The following is a 14,669-nucleotide window of genomic DNA, read 5'->3' on the forward strand; positions in this document are numbered from 1 at the left end:
CTATTCCGCCGCCTCCCGCTGCGTCGTCGAAAGCTGCGTCAGCCAGGCCCGCATGGAGGCGGGACGCACAGGCTTGTTCTGCACGAGGATATTGTCGCGTTCGGCTTCCGCGCGCACGTCCGGCGTGCGGTCGGCCGTGACGAGAAGGGCCGGAACCTCGCGGCCAAGCGCTGCCCGAAGCTTTCCGATCGCGGCGATGCCTGTGCCGTCGTCGAGGTGGTAGTCGGCGATGACGGCATCGACGGTGGTTGCGGCCAAGGCTTCAACCGCGGCCACCGATTCGGCAAGCGTGACGGTACAGCCCCAGCCCGAGAGAAGCAGCCGCATGCCGTCGAGGATCTTCGGCTCGTTGTCGACGCAGAGGACACGAAGGCCCTTGAGCGGCTCGTCACTGACGGGCACAGCGGCAGGTTTGTCGGCGACGTGGCGGCTTGCGGCGGCATCGATCGGAACGCGCACCTTGAAGCTGGTGCCGCGCCCCTGCGTCGATTGCAGTTCGACCGGATGCGACAGCACGCGCGAGATGCGGTCGACGATGGAAAGGCCGAGCCCGAGGCCCGGTGCCGTACGCGCGCCCTCGTCTAGACGGGCGAATTCCTTGAAGACCGTTCGGAATTTCGAGGCGGGAATGCCGATGCCGGAATCGAGCACCTGGATATAGGCGTGCCCACCCTTGCGCCGGACGCCGACGAGGACCTTGCCCGAATTGGTGTACTTGATGGCGTTCGAGACGAGGTTCTGCACGACGCGGCGCAGGAGGTTCGGGTCGGTGCGGATGGCGAGCGAGGAGGGGAGCACGGTGAATTTCAGGTTCTTCGCCCGCGCCATCGGCGCAAAATCGGTCTCGATGCGTTTCAGCAGGTCCTTCAGCGGTACCGTCTGCACGCGCGCCTTCATCGCACCGGTGTCGAGGCGGGAAATGTCGAGCACGGCGCCGAGGATCGCTTCCACCGATTCCAGCGAGGAATCGATGTTGTGGATCATCTCGCGGTTCTCCGTCTCGCCGAGCCGTTCGACGAGGGACGACGAATAGAGCCGGGCGGCGTTCAGCGGCTGCAGGATATCGTGGCCGGCGGCGGCGAAGAAACGCGTCTTGCTGATGTTCGCCTCCTCGGCGGCAGCGCGCGCTTCGGCGAGTTCCGTGTTGACGCGGGTGAGCTCGATGGTGCGCTGGGCGACGCGCTGTTCCAGCGTCTCGTTGACCTGCTTCAGCGCCCGATCGGCCGCCACCCGGTCGGTGATGTCCGTATAGGTGGAAACGAAACCTTTTTCCGGCATGGCGTTGGTGCGCACTTCGATGATGCGCTCGCCGCCGGACAGCACCAGCGCGAAGGGTTCGTCGAAGGTCATGGTGCGCGTCACCACGGCCTCCTGCTCCTCCGCTGCGATGTCGCCGCGCTCGACGAGGATTTCCACGATATCGGAAAGCGGGAAGCCGACCTGGCCGACATATTCCGGCAGGTCGAGCAGCTGGCGGAAACGGCGGTTCCAGACGGTGAGGTTCCCGGCGCTGTCGAAGACGGCGATGCCCTGGTCCATCTGGCCGAGTGCCGTCTGCAGCATGTCCTGGTTGTATTGCAGGGCCTCGCTGGCCTGGTCGAGCAGCCAGTCCGTATCCGTCGGCGTATCGTCGATGCGCTGGAGCACGAGCGACAGCACGAGGCGGGCCGAGGAGGAGCCGATGGCGCTGCCGAGCAGCTGCTCGGAAAAATGCACGATGGCGGCGTCGGCGGGGGAGTTGTCTTCCAGCCAGCGGCCGACCTGCCGCTCATAGGTATGGAAGGAGCGCTGCATGCGCTCCTCGCCGAGATACTTGGCGATGGTCGTCTTGAGGTCCTTGACCGTCACCTTGGTGCGTCGGCCGCGGAAGGCCCGCTCGAGGCGCGGCTTGGAGCGGATGAAGGTGCCGGCCTGCAGCCGTTCAAGCGAGGTCGGATTGCGGGTGAGGGAGCCGACGACATAGGCGCCTATATTCACCATCATGGCCAGCAGCGTGGCGTTGACCAGCGGGTCCGCGTTCTCGCCGGTGAAGATGGTCGCGCCGGGAAACAGGAAGCCGAGCACCGTTTCGGCGATATAGGCATTGTCGGCGACGCCGATGCTCGGCAGGAACAGCAGGTAGGCCCAGACGACGAGGCCGGAGATCATGCCGGCCATGGCACCGCGTGCATTGGCATTGCGCCAGAAGAGGCCGCCGAGCATCGTCGGGGCGACCTGCGCCGCTGCGGCGAAGGCGAGCAGGCCCATCGAGGCAAGGCCCGCATTGGCGGTCGCGGCGCGGTAATAGGCATAACCCAGCAGCAAGACGAAGAAGATCGCGAGGCGCCGGATGCGCAGCAGCATGCGCGAGAGGTCGTCCTGCTGCTCGACACCGCCGATGAGGCTGCGCCTGAGCACGACCGGGATGACGATGTCGTTCGACACCATGATGGAGAGCGCCACCGAGGCGACGATGACCATGGCGGTGGCGGCGGAGAAGCCGCCGATGAAGGCAACCAGCGTCAGGAGCGGCTGGTCGAGTGCGAAGGGCAGGGTCAGCACATAGAGGTCGGCATCGCCCTGGCCGTTGAAGGTGAGCACGCCGCCGATGGCGACCGGCAGCACGAAGAGGTTGATGGCGACGAGATAGAGCGGGAAGAGGATGCCCGCCATGCGCAGCTCGCCTGCCGTGCGGTTCTCCACCACGGTGACATGGAACTGGCGTGGCAGCATCACGATGGCGAAGGCGGACAGCACGATGAGCAGGATCCACCGTGCCACCGGCGTCTCGTAGGTCAGCGCCTGCATGACGCGCTCGTTCTCCGCCGCGCGCTGCCAGAGATCGCCGAGCCCGTCGAACATGAAGAAGATGACGTAGATGCCGACCGAGGCGATGGCGACGAGCTTGACCAGCGATTCCATCGAGATGGCGAGGATGAGGCCGTCCTGGTGCTCGGTTGCGTCCGTGTGGCGCGTGCCGAAGACGATGGCAAAACACGCGAGAAAGAGCGTGACGACCAGCGGCAGGTCGATGAGGCCGCCAGAGGCGGCGATGCCGAAGCCGGTCGTATCGACCATGGCCGAGACCGAGCTGGACACGGCTTTCAATTGCAGCGCGATGTAGGGGATGTAGCCGATCAGCGAAATGAGGGCGACGACGGCGGCGACGCCCGGATTCTTGCCGTAGCGCGCGGCGACGAAATCGGCGATCGAGGTGAGGCGTTCGGATTTGGCCAGCGTCACGATGCGGCGGATGAGCGGCATGCCGAGCGTGAACATCAGGATCGGGCCGATATAGATGCCCGCAAATTCGAGGCCATGGGTCGTGGCAAGGCCCACGCCGCCGAAATAGGTCCAGGAGGTGCAGTAGATCGCAAGGCTCAGCGCATAGACCAGCGGCCGGCCCTTCGATGTGCGGCCGGTGCGCTTTGCCTTCCGGTCGCCGTAACTTGCAACCGCAAAGAGCAGCAGCAGATAGGCGAGCGCCAAGGCGAATATCAGCGAGCCCGGCATGCTTCCTCCCGCAGTCCTTCGGCCTTTCACGCGAGAATAGGCCAAAGCGGAGAGGAAGGAAATTGCGTCGAAGGTCGAGTGTGGAAAGGACCGGTGTGTAAACCCCTAGATATTGATGGAACGCAGTTCCATCTCAGCAAAAACTAAACTAGGTTGCCTTTGCTTCGCAGCAACAGGAGACCCTCATGCTCAATGAGTTCAAGGCGTTTATCGCCCGCGGCAATGTCATGGACCTCGCCGTGGGTGTCATCATCGGTGCGGCCTTCAACAAGATCGTCGAATCCGTCGTCAACGACCTGGTCATGCCGATCGTCGGTGCATTGACCGGGGGTGGTTTCGATTTTTCCAACTACTTCATCGCGTTGTCCAGCAACGTGACGGCAACGTCGCTTGCCGCCGCCCGCGAGCAGGGCGCGGTCTTTGCCTATGGCAATTTCATCACTGTGCTCATCAACTTCCTCATCCTCGCCTGGATCATCTTCCTGATGATCAAGGGCGTGAACCGCATGCGCGAGTCGCTGGAGAAGGAAAAGGCCGCCGGTGCCGCCGAGCCCGCACCGCCGCCGGAAGACGTGCTGCTTCTCACCGAGATCCGCGATCTCCTGAAGAGCCGTCCGGTCGCCTGAAGCATCCTGAGCCGATTGATACGAAGGGCCCGGTTCGCCGGGCCTTTTACGTTGGAGGCCAGCCCGTAGCGCGGGCCTGTTCGAGCGTGGCGAGGAGCGCATCGGCCGGTGAAAGGCCGAGCCGTTTGCCCTGGCGCAAAAGCCAGCCGGCATGCACCAGCCGGATTTCGACGGGAATGCGCTCGATGCCGAGCGCAACGGCTGCTGCCGTGCGGTGCTTGCCGTTGGTGTGGCGGACAAGGCGGCCCTCGGCGTCGATCGCCACGCCGATATCGCGCTCGGCGAGATCCTGCCAGAGCGTGCGTGTCCAGCGATGGCGCCGGCCGGTCTGGCCGAGCAGGCCGAGATCGGAATGCGGCACGATGCCGTTCTTCTCGATGTCTGCGATGAGCGCCAGGTAATATTCGAAGAAATTGTCGAGCTTTTCGATCGTGTCGATGGCAATGCGGTTGCGTTTGACCGTTGCGCCATCCTTGATGCGCTTGGCATAGGCCTGATAGCGCGCGCCTGCGCGAAAATCCTGCCGCGTCTCGAAGAGTTCGGTGATCTCGACATGGGAGGAGGACTTTTCGAGCGGCTCGACGATGCGGCTCCAGTCGCTGCCGTCGAGGAAGTGCGTGCCGATCCAGCGTAGCCGCCCGCGATCGGAAATGTTGTCGCGCAGCCGCGTGGTCAGGTGGCTGGTCGCAATGGGGATGACCAGCCGTTCGCCGAAATGAAAGTGCCCCTGGGCGGCGAGGATGGCGGGGCCTCCTTCGCGATCGAGACGCTTGACGGCGCGGTTGAACCGGCCGGTGAAGCCGATATGCGCAGCCGCGAAGTCGCGCATCGGCACCAGGTCGAGCGCCCTCTGGAGGAGCGAGGGTGCTGGGGGTCGCGCGCGGGGTGGGCCCCGTTCATAGACCGGTCGTGGAAATGTCTGCTGGTCCGCCAACCTGTACTCGAGTCCGTTCCCGATGACCGTCGGCACAAAGGGGACCGGCGGCGGCGTCATCCATGACAAATAAACGACGGTTTGCAAAGCCGGGAGAACCGGGAGCGCTGCCACCGGCATGAAAACCCGGGTATTTCCGGGTTTTCATGCCGCCGAACCGTTGCAGGCGCCCGCGCAGCGGCGGTGCAGCTCTTGTGCCGCTGCGAATCAGGCCGTGGCGCCGGCCGTCTTCGTCTGGTGGATTTCGATGAGGCTCGGGCCCTTGCGCCCGCCGGCCTTTTCCAGCGCGGTCGGCAGGTCGCGCACATCGGCGAGGCGCTCGGAGGGCACGCCATAGGCGGTGCCGATGGCGACGAAGTCGGGTGCGGACGGCTTCACGCCTTCTGGTGTGATTCCGGCATCGACCATGTAGTTCTCGATCTCCTGATAGCCGTCATTGTTCCAGACGAGGAAGACGACGCGGGCGCTGGCATCCGCCGCCGAACCGATCTCCGAGAGCGAGAATTGCAGCCCGCCATCACCGACGAGGCAGATGATCGGCGCATCCGGCTCGGCAAGGGCCGCACCGATGGCGGCGGGCGGGGCGAAGCCGAGCGCGCCGTAACCGGTTGCGGCGTTGAACCAGCTGCGCGGGCGCGGTGCGTCGCAATAGTAGTTGCCGGCATAGACGGCCTGGGTGGAATCCCCGACGACGATGGCTTTCGGCAGCGTCCGCCAGATGGCGTCGATGACGCCGATTTCCGCCTGCATCTTCGCCGTCAGCTCGTTCCACGCGCCCTTGCGGGCGGTTTCGGCGCGTGCCGCACCGTTGCCGATTGCCTTGTGACCTTCGAGGAAACCGAGCATGCCGGCTGCCGCCGTCTTGGCGCTGGAGAAGATCGACAGCCCCGATTGCGGCGTGCGGGCAAGCTGGGCGGTATCGATATCGATGCGGATCAGCGATTTCAGCCGTGGGAAGCCGTTGTCGACATTGATGTCATAGTCCGTCGGGCCGAATTCGGTACCGAAGGCGACGACGAGGTCGGCGTCGGAAAGCAGACGCCGCACGGCCTTGAGGCTGGGGCTTGCCGGCACGCGCAAGGGATGGCCGGCAAGCATGCCGCGGGCATTGACGGTGGTGACGACGGGTGCGCCGATCCGCTCGGCGAGCGAACGGATTTCCTCTTCCGCCGTAATCGCACCGCCGCCCGCGAGGATGACGGGGCGGGAGGCATTGGTGCACAGGATGGCGGCGCGCTGCAGGGTTTCCGCATCGGCGCGCGGACGCGTGGCAACGGCGGCGGGAAAACGGCCGGTTTCGATGGGTTTTGCCATCACGTCGGTCGGAATTTCGATATGCACCGGGCCGGGGCGGCCGGAAAGCAAGACGGCAAAGGCGCGCTCCATGACGAGCGGCAGGTCGGCGGGATTGAGCAGCGTGTGCGAATAGAGGGCGAGCGTCTTCATCATGCCCTGCTGATCCGGCAGCTCGTGCAGCAGGCCGCGGCCGTGGCCGAGCGAATCGCGCCGGTTGACGCCCGAGATGACCAGCATGGGTACGGAATCCTGCCGCGCCTGCGCCATCGCCGTGATGGTGTTGGTGAGGCCCGGACCGGTGATGACCAGCGCGACGCCCGGCTTGCCGGAAACGCGCGCATACCCATCCGCCATGAAGCCGGCGCCCTGCTCGTGGCGCGGTGTGATGTGGCGGATCTTCGAGGCGGCAAGGCCCCGGTAGAGCTCGACCGTGTGCACGCCCGGAATGCCGAATACGACCTCGACGCCGTTTGCCTCCAGAAGGTCGACGAGAACTTCCCCAACGGTTTTCGTGCTCATGCGCGGCGCTCCTTCGGCATGGTGGAACGGGTGGCTAGTGCGGTGATGCGCCGGCAGGCCTCGTCGATATGGGCATCGGGCACGGTGAGACTGAGGCGGATGAAGCCTTCCGCCTCGTCGCCGAAGGAGGAGCCCGGCATGACCGCGACCAGTTCCTCGCGCAGGAGCGCCCAGGCAAAATCCTCGCCGCTCATGCCGGTTTCGGAGACGTCGACGACGATGAACATGCCGGCTTCCGGCGGCAGCGGCACGAGGCCGGGCGCCAGAGACAGGGCTTCGGCGAAGCGGGCGGCACGTGCCTTGTAGCTCTGGCGCATCGTCGCGGCGGTCGCGATCGGGTTGTCGAGCGCATAGGCCGTCATGTCGGCGATGAAGGGCTGGCCGCCGAACAGCATCGTTTCGGAGACCGAGAGCAGCCGGGTGCAGAAGTCCGCCGGACCGATCGCCCAGCCGCTGCGGAAGCCTGGCGCGGCATGGGATTTCGAAATGGAGGAGACGACGATGGTGCGCTCGGCAAGGTCCGGATTGTCGAAGGGCGAGGCGAAGGTCGCGCCGAAGACGAGCTGTTCATAGACCTCGTCGCAGACGATCCAGAGATCGTGCTTGCGGCAGACGGCGCCGATCTCGGCAATCTCCGCGGCGCTCAGCACCGCGCCGGTCGGGTTGTGCGGCGTGTTGAGCAGCAGCACCCGGCAGGCTGGCGTGATGGCGGCCTCGAGGTCGGCCGCCTTCATGTGGAAGCCGTTTTCCGGGCGCAGCGGCACGGCGATGCGCTCGGCACCGGTCGAGCGGATGACACCCTCGTAGGTCGCATAGAGCGGGTCGCCGACGAGCACCGCGTCGCCGGTCTCCACGAGGCCGAGCATGACGGCGAAGAGGGCGGTCTGCGTGCCGGGGAAGCAGAGCACGTTGGCGGCGGTCACGTCGTTGCGGCGCTTCTGGTACTTGCGCACCAGCGCGTCGACCACGGAGGGCTCGCCGCGGCCGTTGGAGTAGCGGTAGCGACCCGCATGCATGGTGCGCACGGCTTCGGCCAGCAGCGTCGGGTCCGGCGGCACGTCCGGCTCACCGATGGTCAGTTCGATGATCGTCTGGCCTTCGGCCTTCATGCGCCGCGCTTCGGCATGGATGGCCCATTTTTCAGAACCGAGATTGGCAAGCCGATCTGTGATGGATGCATAGCGCATGGCCGTCCTCCGCATTTCCATTGAGTGTCGTTTATCGATCGGCGCGGTTGGCGTCGACCGGTCTCAGGCGCAGCCCGAGCAGGGTTTCGATCGAGGTCAGCGCGATCTCGACGAGTTCGCTTTCCCCGAAGAGTTCGCCGGCCAGACAGCCTTCGAGCCACAGGCCGTCGAGCAGGCCGTTGATTGCGATGGCGAGCCTGCGGCAACGCTCCGGCGAGGCATCCTCACCGCGCGCCGCAAGGAAATCGCCGAGCAAGCCCTCCAGCGCGTTGCGGAAACTCAGGTAGCCCTCGCGGTGGATGGCGGCGAGTTCCGGATCGACGCTGACGCGGCTGATGAAGGAAGCCCAGAGCGAGAGGCTGCGGCTGTTGGCGACCGGCTCTGTCAGGTTGATGACGATGAAGTCGCGCAGCCGCGTTTCCGGATCACCCGTCACCCGCTCGGCCTTTTCGGTGAGCCGGCCGATGACGATCCGGTAGGCCTCCTGAAGGATATGCTCCTTCGACTGGAAATAATGCCGGATGAGACCCGCCGTCACGCCCGCCTTGATGGCGATCTGCCGGACCGTCGCGCCTTCAAGGCCATACTCCGCGATGCAGTCGAGCGTCGCCTCGATCAGGTCGTGGCGGCGTTCGGCCTCGGGGGCGCGATGGAAGGTCCGGCGGGCCATGATTTCCTCGTTATGCGGCGCGGCGCAGCACCGGCCGCGTCAGGCAGGTCGGGCCGCCTTCGCAGGCAATGCACAATGCGTCGGCCTCGAAGGTCTCCACCGTGCAGCCTGCCGCTTCCATCGCCGCCTTGGTGGCCGGAAAGCCTTCGACCATGATGACCTCGTAGGGCCGGGTCGGCAGCACGTTGAGCGACAGGCCGTTGCTGGCATGGAATTCGTCGGCCGGTGCCTCGATGAGGCGGATGCCGCGCTTCTTGAGGAGCTGGTAGAAGGCGGCCGGTAGCAGCGGGGCGAAGACGAGGGCAAGGTCGTCCGCCAGCGGGCTCATCACGCTCATCAGGTGGAGGCAGGCTTCCTCGCCCTGCCAGAGCGGCAGGTCGTAGGCGAGAACCGTGACGCCATGGGGGGCGAGGATCTTCGTGATCTGGTCGATGCCTTCCTGATTGGTTCGCACGCCGCGGCCGATGACGAGGGTCTTCGCATCGAGCCAGATGCAGTCGCCGCCTTCCACGGTGCCTTCGCCTTCGATACGGCCGAGGATCGGGATCTGGCGCTCGGCATAGGCCTTTTCGTGCAGTGCGGTTTCGGCGACACGCAGCGGCTTGCCCATGCGCAGGAGGATCGCGCCGTGGTCCGACATCAGCGAGGGATCATGGGTGAACATGGCGTCGGCGAGCCCGTCGCCTTCATCCTCCAGCCAGATGATCTCGGTGCCGGATTTCTCCACAAGCGCTGCGAAGGCCTTGTACTGGTGGACCGCACGGGCGCCGTCGAAGGTCGGGCCGTAATGCCACTTGGCGGCATCGGCGCCCTTCAGGCTGGCGCCGGGGCGGCGCATCAGAACACGCATCAGGGGGGCCGACATTTCCTGCGAACCGTAGGCGGTCATTCAATACTCCCGGGAGAAAATCATCGTGGACAGGCGCTGCCAGAAAAGTCAGCGATCAGCCTATTATACGCTTGAATAATTTCTTAACAAGTGCCACGATGCTTTCCACAAGAGGACACGACGGGCCGAAGATGCCCGCGGGAACGCTGAAAAACAGGGGAATTTGGCATGGGTCATGCATCGATTTTCCGTGCGCCGGAGACCGCTCCGCGATGACGGAACGCGCCGAGGCAATCGCGGTCAGGGACCTGCACAAGCGCTTCGGGCCGCTTGAAGTTCTCAAGGGTGTTTCACTGACCGCGCATGAGGGCGACGTCATCGCCATCATCGGCGGTTCGGGTTCGGGCAAGTCCACCTTCCTTCGCTGCATCAATATGCTGGAGCTGCCGAGCGCCGGTTCGGTCACTATCCATGGCGAGACGATCGCGATGAAGAACGACGGCCACGGCGGCATGATGCCGGCTGATCGCAAGCAGGTACAGCGCCTGCGCTCGCGTCTCGGCATGGTGTTCCAGAGCTTCAATCTCTGGCAGCACATGACCATCCTGGAAAACGTCATCGAGGCGCCGGTCCATGTGCTGGGCGTGAGGAAGGACGAGGCGATCGACCGCGCCGAGACGCTGCTGCGCCGCGTCGGGCTGTATGAGAAGCGCGATGCCTATCCCGCCTTCCTTTCCGGCGGCCAGCAGCAGCGTGCGGCCATCGCCCGCGCTCTCGCCATCCAGCCCCATGTCATGCTCTTCGACGAGCCCACCTCCGCGCTCGATCCCGAACTCGTCGGTGAGGTGCTGTCCGTCATCGGCGACCTCGCCAAGGAAAAGCGTACGATGATCCTCGTCACGCACGAGATGAAGTTCGCCCGGAACGTGGCGAGCCACGTCGTCTTCCTGGCGAACGGGGTCATCGAGGAACAGGGCCCGCCGGACGAGTTGTTCGGATCGCCGAAATCGGAGCGGCTGAAGAAGTTCATCAGCTCCATCCACTGAGAAGCAAAAAACCAACAGAGGGAAGATCATGAAGAGTGCCGTAAAGACAATCGCCCTTGCCGCCGCGATCGGGCTTGCCGCCATCTCGGGCGCTGCAGCCCAGCAGGTCCGCGTCGGTTTTGCCGCCGAGCCTTACCCGCCCTTCACCTCGCCCGACGCCTCGGGCAACTGGGAAGGCTGGGAAGTGGACTTCATGAAGGCGATCTGCGCCGAGGCCAAGCTCGACTGCGTCGTCACGCCGGTTGCCTGGGATGGCATCATCCCGGCGCTGACCACCAACAAGATCGACATGATCATCGGCTCGATGTCGGTCACCGCGGAGCGCCAGCAGACCATCGACTTCTCCGACAAGTACTACAACTCGTTGCCGGGCGTCATCGGCCCGAAGGATGCCAAGTTCGAGCCGACGCCGGAGGGCCTTGCCGGCAAGACGCTCGGCGTGCAGGTGGCAACCATCCACCAGGTCTATGCCAACAAGTATTTCGCGCCCGCCGGCGCGACGATCAAGGAGTACCAGACGCAGGATGAGGCCAACAACGACCTCGCCGCCGGCCGTATCGATGCGGTGCAGGCCGATTCCGTCGCGATGCTGGAATTCCTCAAGTCCGAGCAGGGTGCTGCCTGCTGCGATATGAAGGGCATGGTCAAGGATGATCCCGAAGTTCTCGGTCTCGGCGTCGGCGTCGGCCTGCGCAAGGGCGAGACGGAGCTGAAGGACAAGATCAACGCCGCCATCAAGGCGATCCGCGAGAACGGCACCTACGACACCTTCTCCAAGAAGTATTTCGACTTCGACATCTACGGCGGCTGATCGTCCTCTTGCTGAGCCGGCGGCGCGAGCCGCCGGCGTTTTTCTCGAAGGGACGTAGTCTCATGGCCGATGCCGGATCGCTGATCAACTGGAGCCTGCTCGCTCTCGAACCACCCGGTTGGGGCGGCGTGATGTTGGCAGGGCTCTGGAACTCCATCCAGATCGCTATCGGCGGCTACGGGCTCGGCCTCGTCCTCGGCACGGGCGGCGCCATGGGTAAACTCTATGGCGGGCCGGTTACCAAGGATCTGCTCGAGGTCTACACGACGCTCGTGCGCGCCGTGCCCGAGCTCGTGCTGATCCTTATCCTCTATTATGCCGGTACGGACGTGCTGAGCCAGATCTCCGCCGCTCTGGGTTGGGGGCAGGTGGATATCAGCGGCCTTGCGGCGGGCATTTTCGTCATTGGTGTCGTGCAGGGTGCCTATTCCACCGAGGTCATCCGCGGCGCGATCAAGGCGGTGCCGGCAGGACAGATCGAGGCGGCGCGTGCCTATGGCATGCCGCCGGTGCAGATCATGCGCCGCATCACGCTGCCGGCGATGCTGCCGCATGCCATTCCGGGTCTCTCCAACCTCTGGCTCATCGCCACCAAGGACACCGCCTTGCTCGCCGTCGTCGGCTTCTCCGAGCTGACGCTGGTGACACGCCAGGCGGCGGGAAGCACCAAGTCCTACCTGCTCTTCTTCTGCGCTGCCGGTGTGCTGTACCTCATCATCACGCTGGTCTCGAACGTGCTGATCGGCCTTATCGAGCGCCACTATCGGCGCGGCATGGTGAGGGCTGCGTGATGGCCGACGAGACCGTCTCCGCCATGGCGCTCACTGCGCTGCCGAGCAAGCAGAGCTTCTTCAAGCCCCATCGCATCGTGTTGATGGCGATCGCCGCAATCTTCGTTTTCTGCATCGTCTGGTTCATGCGCTGGGAATGGGTACCGAACTATTCCAGGGCGCTCGCCTATGGCGTCGGCGTCACGTTGCTGATGCTGTTCTCGACCTCGATCCTCGGCTTTCTCCTCGCCGTGCCGATCGGCCTTGTGCAGGTGACGGGACCATGGCCGCTGAAAATGCTGGCAAAGGGCTTTTGCACCATCATCCGCGGCACGCCGCTGCTGCTGCAGCTCTGGCTGCTCTATTACGGCCTCGGCTCGTTGTTTCCACAGTTTCCGGAAATCCGCAACTCCTTCCTCTGGCCCTATCTGCGCGAGTCCTGGCCCTATGGCGTCGCTGCGCTGACCCTCTCCTTCGCTGCCTACGAGGGCGAGGTGATGCGTGGCGCCTTCGCTGGCGTACCGCCGGGCGAACTCGAGGCTGCGCGCGCCTTTGGCATGAGCCGCTTCACCCTGTTCCGCCGCATCTGGCTGCCCCGCGCCGTCTACCGGGCGCTGCCGACGCTGAACGGTGAAACCGTTTTGCAGCTGAAATCGACGCCGCTCGTCGCGACGATCACCGTGATCGACGCCTATGCCGTCATCTCCAAGGTGCGGCAGGCAACCTATCTCACCTATGAGCCGCTCTTGCTGCTGGCGCTCATCTATCTCTGCCTCACCGCCATCCTGGTGATGGCCTTCCGCTACTTCGAAAGCAAAATCCCTTCGCGTGGTGCCTGACATGACGATCCATACGACCCTTAAGAATTCCATGCCGGAAATGGTGGCGATCCGTCGCGACCTGCACGAACATCCGGAACTGGGCCTGGAAGAGGTCCGCACCTCCGATGTCATCGCACGCCATCTCGAAGGCTACGGCTACAAGGTTACGCGCGGTCTTGCGAAAACCGGCCTGGTCGCGACGCTGGTGAACGGCACCGGCCGAAAGTCGATCGGCATCCGCGCCGATATCGATGCACTGCCGATCTTCGAGGAAACCGGTCTTCCCTATGCCAGCAAGACGCCGGGGAAAATGCACGCGTGCGGCCATGACGGGCACACGGCCATGCTGCTCGGGGCGGCCAAGGCGGTTGCCGAGCGGCGCAATTTCGATGGCACCGTGCATCTGATCTTCCAGCCGGCGGAGGAGAATTTCGGCGGTGCGAAGATCATGGTGGAGGAGGGGCTGTTCGACAGGTTTCCCTGCGATGCCGTCTTTGCCCTGCACAACGAGCCGGGTCTGCCTTTCGGCCAGTTCGCGCTGCGCGAAGGCCCGATCATGGCGGCGGTCGATGAGGCGCGTATCACGGTGAACGGTGTCGGCGGCCACGGCGCGGAACCGCAGGAGACGCTCGACCCGATCGTCTGCGGCGCGTCGATCGTCATGGCGTTGCAGACCATCGTCTCGCGCAACATCCATCCGCTCGACCCGACGGTCGTGACGGTCGGCTCGTTCCATGCGGGCTCTGCGAGCAACATCATCCCGAGCCGGGCCGAGATCGTCGTGGGCATCCGCTCCTTCGATCCTGATGTGCGCGACGAGCTGGAACGCCGCATCCGCCTGATCGCCGGACGCCAGGCCGAGAGCTATGGCATGAGCGCCATGGTGAACTACCAGCGCTTCTACGATGCGACGGTCAACCACAAGGCCGAGACAGATCTCGTGCGCGACCTCGCCATCCGCTTTGCCGGTGCCGACAAGGTCATCGATCTCGCTCGCCCCTTCATGGGAAGCGAGGACTTTGCCTATATGTTGAAGGAACGACCGGGTACCTACTTCTTCCTTGGCGGCAAGGGTGGCGAAAACGACAAGTCGTTGCATCACCCCGGCTACAATTTCAACGACGACCTCCTGCCGGTCGGCGCGGCCTTCTGGACGGAACTGGTCGAACATTATCTACGCGCCGGCTAGGTCCGATCGACGGATTCGGCTTGTGACGCGGCCGCAAGGTCCGGCTGTCCGACACAATCTCGACACAGTTCAAACCGCGCTGGAAGCGATTTCGGCGCGGTTTTTTGCTCCTCACACATTCGTGAAACTCTTGAAACCAGCGCAGCGGTTTTCCATGCCGCAATTGTGAATGCAGTCTTTTTCTGCCGCAGCCTTCGCGTGTGCCCCCGCCCTTCCAGGAGGTGGTTCGCGATTATTTTCCATATCAATCAAATGTTTAGGCCGTAAGAATTTTTCGATGCAAAACCGTCCGATTGGACGGTTTTGTCGTTTTTTACCTATTTGGTTGTGCGTCGCCGCTGCCGTTTTGATTGTTCAAAAAACGTTGACGGCTTTTTCCAATTTTAGACCCTTCCATCCCGCAAATTGAGGGACCATCTTTATTTCACGGAGGCGGCGGAGCTGCTTCTGGAAGACGGAAGGACATGACGATGCCGAAC

At 64.2% G+C, this 14,669-nt stretch carries 12 protein-coding genes; 6 read left to right on the forward strand and 6 right to left on the reverse strand.

Features of this window, described 5'->3' with window-relative positions; genetic code table 11:
* Entirely contained in the window at positions 1-3,492 is a 3,492-nt protein-coding gene (locus tag P9A16_RS13345) for a PAS domain-containing hybrid sensor histidine kinase/response regulator (protein ID WP_023516638.1), read from the reverse strand.
* Between the two features lie 185 nt (positions 3,493-3,677).
* Between P9A16_RS13345 and mscL the strand changes: the two genes are divergently transcribed.
* A complete protein-coding gene (mscL, locus tag P9A16_RS13350) occupies positions 3,678-4,118 on the forward strand; it encodes a large conductance mechanosensitive channel protein MscL (RefSeq protein WP_023517275.1) in 441 nt (146 codons plus the stop codon).
* A gap of 46 nt (positions 4,119-4,164) precedes the next feature.
* Here mscL and P9A16_RS13355 read toward each other — a convergent pair whose 3' ends face one another.
* From P9A16_RS13355 to P9A16_RS13375, 5 genes are all read right to left on the reverse strand, one after another.
* A complete protein-coding gene (locus P9A16_RS13355) occupies positions 4,165-4,947 on the reverse strand; it encodes a hypothetical protein (protein WP_037405859.1) in 783 nt (260 codons plus the stop codon).
* A gap of 312 nt (positions 4,948-5,259) precedes the next feature.
* Positions 5,260-6,867 (reverse strand): 5-guanidino-2-oxopentanoate decarboxylase, encoded by a 1,608-nt coding sequence (locus P9A16_RS13360; RefSeq protein WP_023513571.1) that lies wholly within the window; start codon positions 6,865-6,867, stop codon positions 5,260-5,262.
* On the reverse strand, positions 6,864-8,054 hold the full coding sequence (locus tag P9A16_RS13365; RefSeq protein WP_023513572.1) for a pyridoxal phosphate-dependent aminotransferase: 1,191 nt from the start codon (positions 8,052-8,054) through the stop codon (positions 6,864-6,866). The genes P9A16_RS13360 and P9A16_RS13365 overlap by 4 nt, the downstream gene beginning before the upstream one ends.
* 31 nt (positions 8,055-8,085) lie before the next feature.
* On the reverse strand, positions 8,086-8,724 hold the full coding sequence (locus P9A16_RS13370) for a TetR family transcriptional regulator C-terminal domain-containing protein (RefSeq protein ID WP_023513573.1): 639 nt from the start codon (positions 8,722-8,724) through the stop codon (positions 8,086-8,088).
* A gap of 10 nt (positions 8,725-8,734) precedes the next feature.
* Positions 8,735-9,613, reverse strand: a complete 879-nt coding sequence (locus P9A16_RS13375; RefSeq protein ID WP_023513574.1) for a dimethylarginine dimethylaminohydrolase family protein — start codon at positions 9,611-9,613, stop codon at positions 8,735-8,737.
* 212 nt (positions 9,614-9,825) lie between these two features.
* Between P9A16_RS13375 and P9A16_RS13380 the strand changes: the two genes are divergently transcribed.
* The 5 genes from P9A16_RS13380 to P9A16_RS13400 all read left to right on the forward strand — a co-directional run bounded on the left by P9A16_RS13380 (position 9,826) and on the right by P9A16_RS13400 (position 14,190).
* On the forward strand, positions 9,826-10,599 hold the full coding sequence (locus P9A16_RS13380; protein ID WP_023513575.1) for an ABC transporter ATP-binding protein: 774 nt from the start codon (positions 9,826-9,828) through the stop codon (positions 10,597-10,599).
* 28 nt (positions 10,600-10,627) lie between these two features.
* Complete coding sequence (locus tag P9A16_RS13385; RefSeq protein ID WP_023513576.1) at positions 10,628-11,410, forward strand: transporter substrate-binding domain-containing protein; 783 nt, start codon at positions 10,628-10,630, stop codon at positions 11,408-11,410.
* Positions 11,411-11,472: 62 nt separating this feature from the next.
* On the forward strand, positions 11,473-12,201 hold the full coding sequence (locus P9A16_RS13390) for an ABC transporter permease (RefSeq protein WP_023513577.1): 729 nt from the start codon (positions 11,473-11,475) through the stop codon (positions 12,199-12,201).
* Positions 12,201-13,019, forward strand: a complete 819-nt coding sequence (locus tag P9A16_RS13395) for an ABC transporter permease subunit (protein ID WP_023513578.1) — start codon at positions 12,201-12,203, stop codon at positions 13,017-13,019. The genes P9A16_RS13390 and P9A16_RS13395 overlap by 1 nt, the downstream gene beginning before the upstream one ends.
* Before the next feature lies 1 nt (position 13,020).
* On the forward strand, positions 13,021-14,190 hold the full coding sequence (locus P9A16_RS13400) for a M20 aminoacylase family protein (RefSeq protein ID WP_023513579.1): 1,170 nt from the start codon (positions 13,021-13,023) through the stop codon (positions 14,188-14,190).
* The last annotated feature ends 479 nt before the right edge of the window (positions 14,191-14,669 follow it).

The sequence above is a fragment of the Shinella sp. 838 genome, assembly GCF_029623935.1.
Classification (GTDB): domain Bacteria; phylum Pseudomonadota; class Alphaproteobacteria; order Rhizobiales; family Rhizobiaceae; genus Shinella.